The organism is Streptomyces sp. NBC_00353 (assembly GCF_036108815.1).
Classification (GTDB): Bacteria; Actinomycetota; Actinomycetes; order Streptomycetales; family Streptomycetaceae; genus Streptomyces.
In genome coordinates this window covers 6,334,818-6,347,985 of the sequence record NZ_CP107985.1, presented here as the reverse complement: position 1 = coordinate 6,347,985, position 13,168 = coordinate 6,334,818, and the positions used below count along the sequence as shown (strand labels likewise).

Sequence of the window (13,168 nt, the reverse complement as noted above, 5' to 3'; positions counted from 1 at the left end):
CGCCCGGAGCCGGGCACACCGCCGTGTCCTCGTCGCCGGACGGGCCCTAGTCCTCCCCCGAGCCCTTCTTCAGCTGCCGGGCACGCTCCCGCTCCCGCTCCTTCTCCGCCTTCGTCCGCTTGCGCTCCACATCGACCCCGCCCATCAGCGCGAAGCCGGTGATCCGCACCCGCGGCGAGCCCGGCGAGGGGATGCCCTCGCCCGACGCCCGGTCGCCGAAGCCGCCCATGATGCCGATGCCCCTGACCTCGACATCCAGCTCCGGCGGGACCGTCACCTGCATCCCGCCCATGATCGTGAAGCAGCGGACGACGACCTCACGGTCCTCGAAGCGGGCCTCACGCAGATCGATCTCGCCGCCGCCCCACATCGCGAACGCGGTGAACTTCCGGGCCACCGTCCACGTGCCCTTGCGCCTGAAGCCGCCCCAGAAGGCGAACGCCCCCGTCGAGGTGGCGGGGCCGCCGACACGTGCCGCCCAGTCGACCCCCGTCGAACCCGTCCGTGCGGGCGAGCCTCCCGGACCCACCGGTGCCACCACCCCGCCCGGCGCCGGAAGGTCACGGACCAGCGGCTCCAACTCACCGTGCGTACGGGCCTTGTAGGTCGCGTCGAGCCGCTGCTCGAACTCCTCCATCTGCAGCCGTCCCTCAGCCACCGCCTCGCGCAGTACCTCGGCGACACGCTCACGCTCGGCATCGGAAGCACGCATGTCCGGATGTTCGCTCGTCATACCGCGCAGCCTATTGAACGCATCCGCCCACGTCACCGATCCGACTGTGGCCAGCGACAATTGACGCTGCCTCACATCGTTCTACACACTGCCGGCCGACGCGTACATCCTCGCGATCACGGCCTCGATGTCCGGCTCCCGCACCGACAGGTCCACCAGCGGATACTCCGCGGCGATCCGCGCCACCAGCGGCGCCGCCGATCCGGACGCGGGGAACGCCAGCCACTGCCGCGGCCCCTCCACCTTCACCGTACGCACCGAAGGCTCCGACTCCAGCCGGATCGCCGGGAGTTCCCGCTCCAGGTCGACGACCAGGGTGCGTTCGCTCGCACCGATCTCGTGCAGTCCGGCGAGCGCCCCGTCGTACATCAGACGGCCGTGATCGATCACCATCACCCGCCGGCAGAGCTGCTCGATGTCCGTCAGATCATGCGTGGTGAGCAGCACCGTCGTACCCCGCTCGGCGTTCAGGTCGCGAAGGAAGCCACGGACCTTTGCCTTGGAGACCACATCGAGGCCGATCGTCGGCTCGTCCAGGTACAGCACCTCCGGGTCGTGCAGCAGCGCCGCCGCGATATCGCCGCGCATCCGCTGCCCGAGCGACAGCTGCCGCACCGGTACGTCCAACAGCTCGCCCAGATCGAGGAGTTCGACGCAGCGGTCCAGGTTCTCCCGGTAGCGACCGTCCGGGATCCGGTACATCCGGTGCACCAGCCGGTACGAGTCACGCAGCGGCAGGTCCCACCAGAGCGTGGTGCGCTGGCCGAAGACCACACCGATCCGGTGCGCCAGCCTCGTACGCTCCCTGGACGGGTCGATGCCCGCGACCCGCAGCCGGCCGCCGCTCGGGGTGAGGATGCCGGTCAGCATCTTGATGGTGGTCGACTTGCCCGCACCGTTCGGGCCGATGTAGCCGACCATCTCGCCGCGCGGCACGCGGAAGCTGATCCCGTCGACCGCCCGGACCTCGCGGCGCTCACTGCGCAGGAAGCCCGTCCTGCGGCGCACGTCGAAGACCTTCTCGACGTTGTCGAGCTCGATGAAGTCGGTATCCGTGTCCATGCCCATGTCCGATGCCCTCGTTCTCCCGCTGGTCAACTTCCCGTGCTCCGGTACGAGCGCAGGCCCGCCCGCCACGCCGTCCCCGCGATCACCCAGCACACCGCCGCCACCACCGGAGGCAGAAACGCCACCCACTCCGGCAGCGCCAGCGGGTAGTCCCGGCCCAGCACATACAGCGCGGGCAGCCAGTTCACGAAGGCCAGCGGCACGACGAACGTCACCCCGCGCACCAGATCCTTGGCGAAGATCGTCGGCGGGTACTGGAGCAGCGTGTTCCCGCCGTACGTGAAGGAGCTCTGCACCTCGGCGGCGTCCTGCGCGAAGAACTGGAACGCCGCCCCGCACACGAACACCGCCCCGAAGATCGCTGCCCCGGTCAGCAGCATCAGCGGCACCATCGCCACCCGCAGCGGCGTCCAGTCGATGTCCAGCGTCGCCAGGGCGTACCCGAACACCAGCAGCCCCTGCGTGATCCGCCCCAGCCTGCGCAGCGCGAACCGGTCCGCCGCCACCTGGGCCAGCACCGGCACCGGGCGCACCAGCAGCGTGTCCAGCGTGCCGTCCCGGACCCGGCGGCCCAGCCGGTCCATCGACCCCAGCACCAGATCGGACAGGCCGAACGCGGTGCCAGAAGCCCCGTACAGCAGGGCGATCTCCGGCAGCGTGTAGCCGCCCAATTCGTCGACGTGCGCGAACATCAGCATGATCGCGACGAAGTCGAAGCCGGTCGCCGCGAAGTTCCCGAGCGTCGTCATGACGAACGAGGCCCGGTACGCCATCGTCGAGCGCAGCCACATCGAGGCGATCAGCCCGTACGCGCGGACCCCCTCGACCAGCCTCGACCGTTCGGCGAACGCCACCTCGGGCGTCTCGACGCCTCCTGCGGCCTCCGCCGCCTGCGCCGTCTGTGCAACCTCAGCCACCCTGGACCACCACCCTCCGCGTCGCCACCGACTGCACCAGCCGCCCCGCCAGCAGCAGCGCCAGCGCCCAGCCGCCCTGGAACGCGAACGCCTCCACCAGCCCCCACCCCGTGTGCTTGCCGAGGAACACATCGGCCGGCACCTGCAGCAGCGCCGACCACGGCAGTGCCCGCGCCACCTCGCCCAGCAACCCCGGGAACAGCGTCAGCGGAAGCAGCATCCCGGAGAAGAACAACCCCGCCAGAAAGGCGATCTGCGACGCGCCCGCCCCGTCCATCAGCCAGAACGCGGAGAGCGCCACCAGATAGCGCACCGCGAAACTGACCACCACACCGAGCGTCACCGAGACCAGATACGCCAGCCAGATCCCCGGCGACGTGGGCAACGCCAGCGGGAAGGCGAGCGCGCCCAGCACCATCGGCGCGATGCCGCGTGCCATCAGCTGATACGCCGCGCGCCCCAAGTCCCCGGCCAGCCACCACATTTGAAGATCGACCGGCCGATAGAGATCGATCGCCACGTCGCCGGTACGGATCCGCTCCATCAGCTCGTCCTCGAAACCGCCGCCCATCATGGCGCACGTCGCCAGCAGCGCCTGGCCCAGCCACACATAGGTGAGCGCCTGGGACATGTCGTAACCGCCGAGCTGCGGCCGCTCGTCCCACAGGGCCATATAGGTGTACGCCAGGATGAAACCGAAGACGGTGTTGGTGAACACCCCCGCCGCCGTCGCGATCCGGTAGGTGGCATAGCGCCGGAACCCGCCCGCCGCGACCACCGCGTACAGCCGCACCTCAATCGCCCCCGCACTCGTTCGCACTCGGACGCCCAACGGCGCCGGGCACCAAAGCGCACGACCCTAGTCCAGCGGAAGCAGCCGCCGCGACCGCTTTTCGGCCCTCCCTCCGGAGGTCGATCCGGCGCTTATTGCACAGAAAAGTGCAGTATGGGGGAACTGACCGCGGCCGAGGAGTCTTCACCGACATGAGCGACGAGCCACAGCAGCAGAGCGGGGATCCCGGCAACGGGAACTGGCCCCCGAAGGACCTCTCTGCCGGCACCGGCGCACCCGCAGGCCAGGCGGCCGCGCCCGGAGGGAGGACGGGGGGCACCGGCCGGCCCAGGCGAACCGGCTGGCGCCGGGCCGTCCCCACCTGGCGGGCCGCACTCGCCACGCTCCTGGTGATCGCCCTGCTCCTCATCGGCGGCTTCATCGCCGGATACCAGCTCGTCGGCATCCCCCCCGCCAACCCCACCGCCACCGCGCAGTCCAACGTCTACCTCTACAAGGACGGCACCGTCATCGCCCGCGACGGCGACGTCAACCGGCAGAACATCCAGCTCGCCCAGGTCCCCCTCCCCGTCCAGCACGCAGTCCTTGCCGCCGAGGACCGCAACTTCTACTCCGAGCGCGCCGTCGACATCAAAGCCATGTTCCGGGCCGGCTGGAACACCCTCACCGGCAAGGGCAGACAAGGCGGTTCGACCATCACCCAGCAGTTCGTGAAGAACTACTACCTGGGCCAGGAACAGACCGTCATCCGCAAGATCAAAGAGTTCTTCATCGCGATCAAACTCAACCGCGAGGTGAGCAAGGACCACATCTTCGAGGGCTACCTCAACACCAGCTACTTCGGCCGCAACGCCTACGGCATCCAGGCCGCCGCCCAGGCGTACTACGGCAAGGACATCGGCGACATCACCACCGCCGAAGGCGCGTACCTCGCCTCCCTGCTCAACGCCCCCAGCGCGTACGACGTCGTCGTCCACCCCGAGAACAAGGCGGCGGCCGTCGCCCGCTGGCACTACGTACTCGACGGCATGGTCAAGGAGAACTGGCTCAGCGCAGCCGACCGCGCCACCATGCAATTCCCCGTGCCGGACAAGGTGAAGAGATCGACCGGCCTCTCCGGACAGCGCGGCTACATCGTCCAGGCCGTCAAGGACTACCTCACCGCCCACCAGATCATCGACGACAAGACGCTGGCCACCGGCGGCTACCGGATCACCACCACGCTGGAGAAGAAGAAGCAGAACGCCCTCGTCGAAGCCGTCGACGACAACGTCATGTCGCAGACGAGCGGCGAGCGCACGGCCGACCGCAACGTCCGCGTCGGCGGCGCCTCCATCGACCCCGCGAACGGCCGGGTCGTCGCCATGTACGGCGGCATCGACTACACCAAGCAGTACGTCAACAACGCGACCCGCCGCGACTACCAGGTCGGCTCCACCTTCAAACCGTTCGTCTTCACCTCCGCGGTCGCGAACGGCTCCAGGACCCAGGACGGCCGGCGCATCACCCCCAACACCGTCTACGACGGCACCAACAGGCGCATGGTCCAGGGGCCGAACGGACCCACCGGCTACGCCCCCGCCAACGAGGACGACGTCAGCTACGGCCCGATCACCGTCCGTATGGCCACCGACAAGTCCGTCAACGCCGTCTACGCGCAGATGGCCGAGGACGTCGGCCCCGACATCGTCAAACAGACCGCCATCGACCTCGGCATCCCCAAGAACACCCCCGACCTCACCGCATCGCCGTCCATCGCGCTCGGTACCGCCACCGCCAGCGTCCTCGACATGACAGGGGCGTACGCGACCCTCGCCAACCACGGCAGGCACACCACGTACACCCTCGTCGACAAGGTCAGCAAGGACGGCGAGGGCCTCCCCCTCCCCGACCGGACCACCGAGCAGGCCGTCAGCCGCGAAGCCGCCGACACCACCACCTCGATCCTGCAGAGCGTCGTCGAAAACGGCTCGGGAACCGCAGCCCAGGCAGCCGGCCGCCCCGCCGCCGGCAAGACCGGCACCGCCGAGGAGGACAAGGCAGCCTGGTTCGCCGGCTACACCCCCGACCTCGCGACCGTCATCGCCGTCATGGGCCAGGACCCCGACACCGGGGTGCAGAAACCGCTGTACGGAGCACTCGGCCTGTCCCGGGTCAACGGCGGCGGCGCGCCCGCCCAGACCTGGGCCCAGTACACCGGCGCCGCGCTGCAGGGAACCAGCGTCCAGGACTTCGACCTCACCCTCGAACGCGGCGCCGAGGAACCGTACCTGCCGACCGGCGAAGCCACCGAACCGACCGACACCGGCACCCCGTCCGCGACGCCGTCGGACACGCAGCCGAGCAGCCCGGCCATCCCGCCCACCGTCCCCACCGACAGCGAACCCGCCATCCCGCCGGAGCCGCCCGCCGACCAGCCGCCCAGCGAATTCACGGACACCGGCGGAGAGGACAGCGGCGGCATCGACGACTTCTTCCCGCGCGGCGCGGGCGGCGCCCGCCCGGCCCCGGCCTCGACCCCGGACCCGGACCTGGAATCGGACCCGGACCGCCAGTGAATCCGGCCGACCGACGGCTCAGTGCCCCGAGGTCGCCTTCAGCCCCACCACGGCCACCAGCAACAGAGACACGAAGAAGACCCGGGCGGCGGTCACCGGCTCATGCAGCACGACCATGCCCAGCACCGCCGCCCCCGCCGCACCGATACCGACCCACACGCCGTACGCCGTACCGATCGGCAGCGACTTCGCCGCCTGCGACAACAGCACCATGCTGGCCACGATCCCGAATCCGGTGAACACACTCGGCCACAGCCGGGTGAACCCGTCGGTGTACTTCATCCCGATCGACCAGCCCACTTCCAGCAGACCGGCCACAACAAGCAGAACCCACGCCACGACGGCACCTCCGACACACACAGACACACGGACATCACGGGTGCGTCGTCTTTGCGAAAGCCCGGTACGGCGCGTCTCGTCGGGGTCCCACCAACATAGCAAAGAACAGGCAAAAGGCCTGGTGACGGCTGTCACCAGGCCTTACGTCGGGCACATCGGGAGAGCTACAGATACAGCCCGGTCGAATCCACCGAACCCTCGAACCGGTCCGCAGCCACCGCGTGCAGATCCCGCTCCCGCATCAGCACATACGCCACACCGCGCACCTCGACCTCCGCACGGTCCTCGGGGTCGTACAGCACCCGGTCGCCCGGCTCCACCGTCCGCACGTTCTGGCCGACCGCGACCACCACGGCCCAGGCCAGTCGACGACCGACCGCAGCCGTCGCCGGAATCAGGATGCCGCCGCCCGAACGCCGCTCGCCCTCGGGCGTATCGGACCGGACCAGCACGCGGTCATGCAGCATGCGAATGGGCAGCTTGTCGTCGGTGTTCTCGCTCACGACCCGAAACCTACCTGTCCACAGCCGCGCCGCACGCCCCCGGGGGTCAGCCTTCTCAGCGCTTCTTGCGCCGCGCCGACGCCACAACCAGTCCGATCACACCCGCCGCCAGCAAAGCCACCGGAATCACCCGCTCCAGACGCGGCGCGCCATCCTCCGACACAAACTGCGCCTTCACATCGGACACCGTCCGATTCACCGCGACATACGCCCGCCCGGCCGTCCGGTCGGCGGCCTCGACAGCCTTGGCCTTCGCATCGCCGATGATCGTCTTCGGGTGCACCCGCACCCCGATCTCATCGAGCACCACCGCAAGCTGCTCACGCCTGCTGATGATGTCCGCCTCGATCTGCGCAGGGGTCCTGGCATCCGACACTGCGCCGCCTCCGTGGTCGTCGTCCGGTAAACCTTCATCGACAGTCTGTCAGCTCGGCCGCCCGCACACCCGGCGGCACCCCTATTACCCTCGGTCCCGTACACCCCACACGCCCTTGAGGAGAACCATGAGCGAGCGACTCCAGCCCGGCGACACCGCCCCGGCCTTCACCCTCCCCGACGCCGACGGCAACGACATCTCGCTCGCCGACCACAAGGGCCGCAAAGTCATCGTCTACTTCTACCCGGCCGCCCTCACCCCCGGCTGCACCAAGCAGGCATGCGACTTCACGGACAACCTGGGGCTCCTGACCGGCGCCGGATACGACGTCATCGGCGTCTCCCCCGACAAGCCGGAGAAGCTCGCCAAGTTCCGCGAGAAGGAACACCTCGAGGTCACACTGGTCGGCGACCCGTCCAAGGAGACCCTCCAGGCCTACGGCGCATTCGGCGAGAAGAAGCTCTACGGCAAAACGGTGACGGGCGTCATCCGCTCCACGATCATCGTCGACGAGGAGGGCAAGGTCGAACGCGCCCTCTACAACGTCAAGGCAACCGGCCACGTAGCCAAGATCATCAAGGACCTCGGCATCTGACCGCCGCCACGCCCCTGTGACGGGCGTCGCACTTTCACCCCCCATCGGTTTGCGACCGCCATGACCGCGCAGAAGCCCTTCCTGGAACACCCACCGAGGAAAGGACCCGGCCATGGCGGCCTCCGACCTTCAGCAGGTGGCCGACCCCGAAGCGGTCAAACGCCACCCCACCCTCTTCCGCGCCATCCGGCAGCGGGGGAACCCCAGGCTGCGCCGGTCCGACATCACCGTCACCGACGACCAGGCAGTCAAGCGGGCGGTGAAGGCGGCCTCCCTCGGCAACGCCATGGAGTGGTTCGACTTCGGCATCTACTCCTACCTGGCCGTCACCCTGGGGCACGTCTTCTTCCCGTCCGGGAACAGCACCACCCAGCTGCTCTCCTCGTTCGCCACCTTCGCGGTCGCCTTCCTGGTACGCCCGCTCGGCGGAATGTTCTTCGGCCCCATGGGCGACCGGATCGGCCGCAAGAAGGTCCTCGCCCTCACCATGATCATGATGGCGGTCGGCACCTTCGCCATCGGCGTCATCCCGTCCCACGCCTCGATCGGCCTCTGGGCACCCGCCCTGCTGATCTTCTTCCGGCTGGTCCAGGGCTTCTCCACCGGCGGGGAGTACGGCGGCGCATCCACCTTCATCGCCGAGTACGCCCCCGACAAGCGCCGCGGCTACTTCGGCAGCTTCCTCGAATTCGGCACCCTGGCCGGATACGTCGGCGCAGCCGGTCTCGTCACCGCACTCACCGCCGTCCTCGACACCGCCGCCATGGAGTCCTGGGGCTGGCGCATCCCGTTCCTCGTCGCCGGCCCCCTCGGCCTGGTCGGCCTCTACCTCCGACTGCGCCTCGACGAGACCCCGGCCTTCCAGAAACTGGAGGGCGGCAACGCTCAGGCCACCGAGGCCGCCGGCAGCGTCGAGACCACGGCCAAGGGTGACCTCGCAAAGATCTTCCGGCAGTACTGGCCGACGCTGATCCTCTGCATCTGCCTCGTCGGCGCGTACAACATCACCGACTACATGCTGCTGTCGTACATGCCGACGTACCTCTCCGACGAACTCGGCTACAGCGAGACCCACGGCCTGCTCATCCTGCTCGCCGTCATGGTCTTCCTGATGCTGATCATCAGCCAGGTCGGCAAGCTCTCCGACCGCTTCGGCCGCAAGCCGCTGCTGATGGCGGGAATGCTGGGTTTCCTCTGCCTCTCGCTCCCCTCCTTCCTGCTGATCCGCCAGGACGGCATCCCGGCCATCACGATCGGCATGCTGATGCTGGGGCTCTCCCTGGTCTGCATGCTCGGCACGATGTCCGCCGCACTCCCCGCCCTCTTCCCCACCCAGGTCCGCTACGGCTCCCTGTCGGTCGGCTACAACCTCTCGGCCTCGCTCTTCGGCGGTACGACCCCGCTGGTGATCACGGCGCTGATCAGCTGGAGCGGCACGAACCTGATGCCGGCGTACTACGCGATGGCGGCGGCCCTGGTCGGCGTGATCGCGGTGGCCTGCATGAAGGAGACCGCCCAGCAGCCGCTGGACGGCTCGCCCCCGTCGGTGGAGACGGAGGAGGAGGCGGCGCAGCTGTGCGCGGCACAGACTCCTGAGCCCAAGTTCTGACCCCTGACCCCGTCCCCCGGGAAACGGCCCGCCCCGCTTCGACTGAAGCGGGGCGGGCCGTTCCACATCTCACCGCATTTCGGACGTGACCATCCGATAAACGGTTCGTTGCTCCGTACGGGACCGCGAACGTGCGGTCGGGAACGGAGGGGATCGATGGCGGTTCGATACACCCGTGAGCTGCTCGAAACGGGTGGTCGGGAAGTACTTGCTGAAGCCGTGGCCGCCTCAACCAACTGGACGGACCTGATGCGTCGCCTCGACCTCAAGCCGAGTGGCGGCCGGCGACGCGCCCTCCAGAAGAAGGTTGTCGGGTTCGGTCTCGACACCAGCCACTTCAAGAAGCGCAGTCCCTGGCGTAAGTACACCGACGAGGCCATAGCAGCCGCTGCCGCAACCTCATCGTCGCTGCGCGAGGTCGTCGACAAACTGGGGGCGACTCCGGCATCCGGAACGTTGTCCCACATAAGCCGTCGCATCGCTGCCGCGGGGATCGACGTCAGCCACTTCCCCGGCATGGGCCGCCCCCAGCTGGGCCACTTGTACACCCTGGAGGAGCTACGGACGGCTGCCGCCTCGGCCGAGAGCATTCGCGGAGTGGCACGAGAGCTCGGAGTGCGCGACGACAGCCAATCGCGCGCTGCCGTGGCAGGGATGCTCCGCAGGAACGGAATTGACACTTCGCACTTCCGCAACGCTCGCCTGGCCATCCCGGAGGACGCCTTGCGTGCCGCTATCCCGAAGGCCACCAGCTACGCAGATGTCATGCGCGCACTCGGCCTTGCGGTGAACGATACGAACCATCGGCGCATAAGGCGCAAGGTGGCCCAACTCGAGCTGGACACCGGCCACTTCAGGCGTCGGCCCTGGGCCTCACGCTCGACCCCGGCGCGTGAGTCGAAGTCGATCGCATCGACAACACTTGTGGTCATGCCGCAGGGGTCATCGCGTGCAAACCGAACAAGGCTGCACCGCGCGCTGCAAGAGGTCGGTATCCCGTACCGATGCGCTGCCTGCGGCAATCCGGGCGAATGGCAGGGTCAGCCGATCACGCTTCAGATCGACCATATCAGCGGCGATTGGCTCGACAACCGGGCCGGAAATCTCCGCTATCTGTGCCCTAACTGCCATGCCCTCACCGACACATGGTGCCGCAACCGAAAGAGCAAACCGCGCATCTCCACGTAGCGGCCTCGCTGTGCCACGAGAGGCCCCGGCCCGCTAGGATGGATCCGGATACGCGGCCGTAGCCAAACTGGTATCGGCGGGTGTTTTAGGGGCATCTGGGAGAAATCCTGTGTGGGTTCGAATCCCACCGGCCGCACTGACGATGGAATCGAAGGCCCGGCTCGCAGCAATTGCGTGCCGGGCCTTCAACGTACTGCCACCGTCACCCCACCAGCTCCCGCACCACCGGCACCAGCGCCCGGAACGCCTTCCCCCGGTGGCTGATCGCGTTCTTCTCCGCCGGGGTCAGTTCCGCGCAGGTCACGGTCATGCCCTCCGGCTGGAGGATCGGGTCGTAGCCGAAGCCGTTCGTGCCGGACGGGGTGTGGCGCAGGGTGCCGAGGAGGTGGCCCTCGACCACGTGTTCCGTGCCGTCCGGGAGGGCGAGGGCTGCCGCGCAGGCGAAGTGGGCGGCGCGGTGGGTGTCGTCGATGTCGGAGAGCTGGGCCAGGAGCAGGTCCAGGTTGGCGCGGTCGTTGCCGTGGGTGCCGGACCAGCGGGCCGAGAAGATGCCGGGGGCGCCGCCGAGTACGTCGACGCAGAGGCCGGAGTCGTCGGCGATCGCAGGGTGGCCGGTGGCCTGTGCGAGGGCGTGGGCCTTGAGGAGGGCGTTCTCGGCGAAGGTGACGCCGGTTTCCTTGACGTCGGGGATGTCGGGGTACGCGTCCGCGCCGACGAGTTCGTGGGTGAGGCCGGCGTCGGCGAGGATCGCGTGGAGTTCGTTGACTTTCCCGGCGTTGCGGGTGGCGAGGATCAGGCGGGTCATGTGCCGATTATCGCGGGGCGGGCCGGGTCCGGTGCTACGAGGTGCAGACGTTGCCGATCTCCTTGGCGGCGTCGGTGACCGGGGTGATGTCGGGGGTGGCGTCGCCGTTGTCTATGGAGGTGCGGACGTTCTTGACGCCGGTCTGGAGGTCGTCGACGGCCTTGGAGAGGTCGGCGTTGTCGGTCGTGTCGCCGAGGTTGCCGAGTTCCTTGTCGATCTCGTCGAGGGCTTCGGCTGCCTGGGTGGGGTCGTTCGAGGCGTTGGAGACGGCCTGTTGGAGGTTATTGACGCTGGTGGCGATGGCGTCGGCGGTGCGGACGCAGTCGAGCGCCTTGTCGACGGCGCCGCAGCCGGTTGCTGCGGTGAGAGCGATGGTGAGGGCGGTCAGGGTCAGCGCGACGGTGGTGCGGCGGTGGCGGGTGGCCTTGGCCATGGTGCGGGTTCCTCCCCGGATGCGGATACGCGGACGGGCGCACGGTTCGACCCGTGCGCCCATACTCGTCACGACGCTCTGTGGTGCGTACTTGGTTGCTTCTTTACTCGCCGAGGGTGCGGGCGAGTGCCACGTGCTGGTACGCCGTCAGGTCGACGCAGCCCGCGGTGGCGAGGTCGAGGAGCACGTTCAGTTCCTTGCGGTCGAACGGCTCGGCCTCGGCGGTGCCCTGGACTTCGACGAAGCGGCCGTCGCCGGTGCAGACGACGTTCATGTCCGTCTCGGCGCGGACGTCCTCCTCGTAGCAGAGGTCGAGGAGCGGGGTGCCGTCGACGATGCCGACGCTGACGGCGGAGACGGTGCCGGTGAGCGGCTTGCGGCCGTGCCTGATGAGCTTCTTGCCCTGGGCCCAGGTGATGGCGTCGGCGAGGGCGACGTATGCGCCGGTGATGGCGGCGGTGCGGGTGCCGCCGTCGGCCTGGAGGACGTCGCAGTCGAGGACGATGGTGTTCTCGCCGAGGGCCTTGTAGTCGATCACGGCGCGCAGGGAGCGGCCGATGAGGCGGCTGATCTCGTGGGTGCGGCCGCCGATCTTGCCGCGTACGGATTCGCGGTCGCCGCGGGTGTTGGTGGAGCGGGGCAGCATGGAGTATTCGGCGGTGACCCAGCCTTCGCCGCTGCCCTTGCGCCAGCGCGGGACGCCTTCGGTGACGGAGGCGGTGCAGAAGACTTTGGTGTCGCCGAAGGAGATGAGGACTGAGCCTTCGGCGTGCTTGCTCCATCCGCGTTCGATGGTGACGGGGCGGAGCTGTTCGGAGGTGCGGCCGTCGATACGAGACATGGCGTCGAGCCTATCGGCTGCGCCGCAGGCCCCGGTCCGGGCGGGAGCGGGGCCTGTGGGGTGTGGAGCCGGGCGGGCTCAGCGGGTGGTCACATCATGTCTTCGATGTCGGCGGCGATGGGGTCGGCGTCGGTGCCGATGACGACCTGGATCGCGGTGCCCATCTTGACGACGCCGTGGGCGCCGGCGGCCTTGAGCGCGGCTTCGTCGACCTTGCTCGGGTCGATGACTTCGGTGCGGAGGCGGGTGATGCAGCCTTCGACCTCTTCGATGTTGTCGATACCGCCGAGCCCGGCGACGATCTTCTCAGCCTTGCTGGCCATGTCGTTCTCCCTGGTTGTTCGCGTCCGCATGCCGGCCCACCATGGGTCCGTTTCGTCACGGTAACGCACGGTTGGCCCAACTTCGCG

Annotated in this window: 15 protein-coding genes, 1 tRNA gene and 1 riboswitch; of the genes, 5 read left to right on the top strand and 11 right to left on the bottom strand. The window is 68.6% G+C overall.

Annotated elements, in window-relative coordinates; genetic code table 11:
- Window positions 1-46: 46 nt before the first annotated feature.
- The 4 genes from OHA88_RS28685 to OHA88_RS28670 form a co-directional block, all read right to left on the bottom strand.
- On the bottom strand, window positions 47-712 hold the full coding sequence (locus OHA88_RS28685) for a DUF1707 SHOCT-like domain-containing protein (protein ID WP_328629820.1): 666 nt from the start codon (window positions 710-712) through the stop codon (window positions 47-49).
- 102 nt (window positions 713-814) lie between these two features.
- Window positions 815-1,801 (bottom strand): ABC transporter ATP-binding protein, encoded by a 987-nt coding sequence (locus OHA88_RS28680; protein ID WP_443044301.1) that lies wholly within the window; start codon window positions 1,799-1,801, stop codon window positions 815-817.
- Window positions 1,802-1,827: 26 nt separating this feature from the next.
- Window positions 1,828-2,655: an ABC transporter permease gene (locus OHA88_RS28675; protein WP_328629819.1), complete on the bottom strand. Its 828-nt coding sequence runs from the start codon at window positions 2,653-2,655 to the stop codon at window positions 1,828-1,830.
- A gap of 55 nt (window positions 2,656-2,710) precedes the next feature.
- Window positions 2,711-3,511 carry an ABC transporter permease gene (locus OHA88_RS28670; protein WP_267004955.1) on the bottom strand — a complete coding sequence of 267 codons (801 nt, stop codon included), beginning with the start codon at window positions 3,509-3,511 and terminating at the stop codon, window positions 2,711-2,713.
- A gap of 191 nt (window positions 3,512-3,702) precedes the next feature.
- On the opposite strand from OHA88_RS28670, the gene OHA88_RS28665 reads away from it, so the two are divergent.
- Window positions 3,703-6,069 carry a transglycosylase domain-containing protein gene (locus OHA88_RS28665; protein WP_328627611.1) on the top strand — a complete coding sequence of 789 codons (2,367 nt, stop codon included), beginning with the start codon at window positions 3,703-3,705 and terminating at the stop codon, window positions 6,067-6,069.
- An 18-nt stretch (window positions 6,070-6,087) separates the two neighbouring features.
- Here OHA88_RS28665 and OHA88_RS28660 read toward each other — a convergent pair whose 3' ends face one another.
- The 3 genes from OHA88_RS28660 to OHA88_RS28650 all read right to left on the bottom strand — a co-directional run bounded on the left by OHA88_RS28660 (window position 6,088) and on the right by OHA88_RS28650 (window position 7,287).
- Window positions 6,088-6,408 (bottom strand): DMT family transporter, encoded by a 321-nt coding sequence (locus OHA88_RS28660; protein WP_328627610.1) that lies wholly within the window; start codon window positions 6,406-6,408, stop codon window positions 6,088-6,090.
- 39 nt (window positions 6,409-6,447) lie between these two features.
- Window positions 6,448-6,513: riboswitch (guanidine-III (ykkC-III) riboswitch) on the bottom strand.
- 59 nt (window positions 6,514-6,572) lie between these two features.
- Window positions 6,573-6,911 carry a GroES family chaperonin gene (locus tag OHA88_RS28655; protein WP_030923137.1) on the bottom strand — a complete coding sequence of 113 codons (339 nt, stop codon included), beginning with the start codon at window positions 6,909-6,911 and terminating at the stop codon, window positions 6,573-6,575.
- Between the two features lie 55 nt (window positions 6,912-6,966).
- Window positions 6,967-7,287 carry a DUF3618 domain-containing protein gene (locus OHA88_RS28650; RefSeq protein WP_328627609.1) on the bottom strand — a complete coding sequence of 107 codons (321 nt, stop codon included), beginning with the start codon at window positions 7,285-7,287 and terminating at the stop codon, window positions 6,967-6,969.
- A gap of 127 nt (window positions 7,288-7,414) precedes the next feature.
- Here OHA88_RS28650 and bcp point away from each other — a divergent pair, with 127 nt between their 5' ends.
- The 4 genes from bcp to OHA88_RS28630 all read left to right on the top strand — a co-directional run bounded on the left by bcp (window position 7,415) and on the right by OHA88_RS28630 (window position 10,815).
- Entirely contained in the window at window positions 7,415-7,882 is a 468-nt protein-coding gene (bcp, locus tag OHA88_RS28645; RefSeq protein WP_326603951.1) for a thioredoxin-dependent thiol peroxidase, read from the top strand.
- Window positions 7,883-7,994: 112 nt separating this feature from the next.
- Entirely contained in the window at window positions 7,995-9,491 is a 1,497-nt protein-coding gene (proP, locus tag OHA88_RS28640; RefSeq protein WP_328627608.1) for a glycine betaine/L-proline transporter ProP, read from the top strand.
- Window positions 9,492-9,647: 156 nt separating this feature from the next.
- A complete protein-coding gene (locus tag OHA88_RS28635) occupies window positions 9,648-10,679 on the top strand; it encodes an HNH endonuclease signature motif containing protein (RefSeq protein WP_328627607.1) in 1,032 nt (343 codons plus the stop codon).
- A gap of 52 nt (window positions 10,680-10,731) precedes the next feature.
- Window positions 10,732-10,815: transfer RNA gene (locus OHA88_RS28630), tRNA-Leu, on the top strand.
- Between the two features lie 66 nt (window positions 10,816-10,881).
- Here OHA88_RS28630 and rdgB read toward each other — a convergent pair.
- The 4 genes from rdgB to OHA88_RS28610 all read right to left on the bottom strand — a co-directional run bounded on the left by rdgB (window position 10,882) and on the right by OHA88_RS28610 (window position 13,111).
- Window positions 10,882-11,484: an RdgB/HAM1 family non-canonical purine NTP pyrophosphatase gene (rdgB, locus tag OHA88_RS28625; RefSeq protein WP_326629983.1), complete on the bottom strand. Its 603-nt coding sequence runs from the start codon at window positions 11,482-11,484 to the stop codon at window positions 10,882-10,884.
- 34 nt (window positions 11,485-11,518) lie between these two features.
- Window positions 11,519-11,917: a hypothetical protein gene (locus OHA88_RS28620; RefSeq protein WP_326603955.1), complete on the bottom strand. Its 399-nt coding sequence runs from the start codon at window positions 11,915-11,917 to the stop codon at window positions 11,519-11,521.
- 103 nt (window positions 11,918-12,020) lie between these two features.
- Window positions 12,021-12,758, bottom strand: coding sequence for a ribonuclease PH (rph, locus tag OHA88_RS28615; protein ID WP_326629982.1), 738 nt, complete (start codon window positions 12,756-12,758; stop codon window positions 12,021-12,023).
- 89 nt (window positions 12,759-12,847) lie between these two features.
- Window positions 12,848-13,111 carry a PTS glucose/sucrose transporter subunit IIB gene (locus tag OHA88_RS28610; protein WP_326629981.1) on the bottom strand — a complete coding sequence of 88 codons (264 nt, stop codon included), beginning with the start codon at window positions 13,109-13,111 and terminating at the stop codon, window positions 12,848-12,850.
- Between the last annotated feature and the right edge of the window lie 57 nt (window positions 13,112-13,168).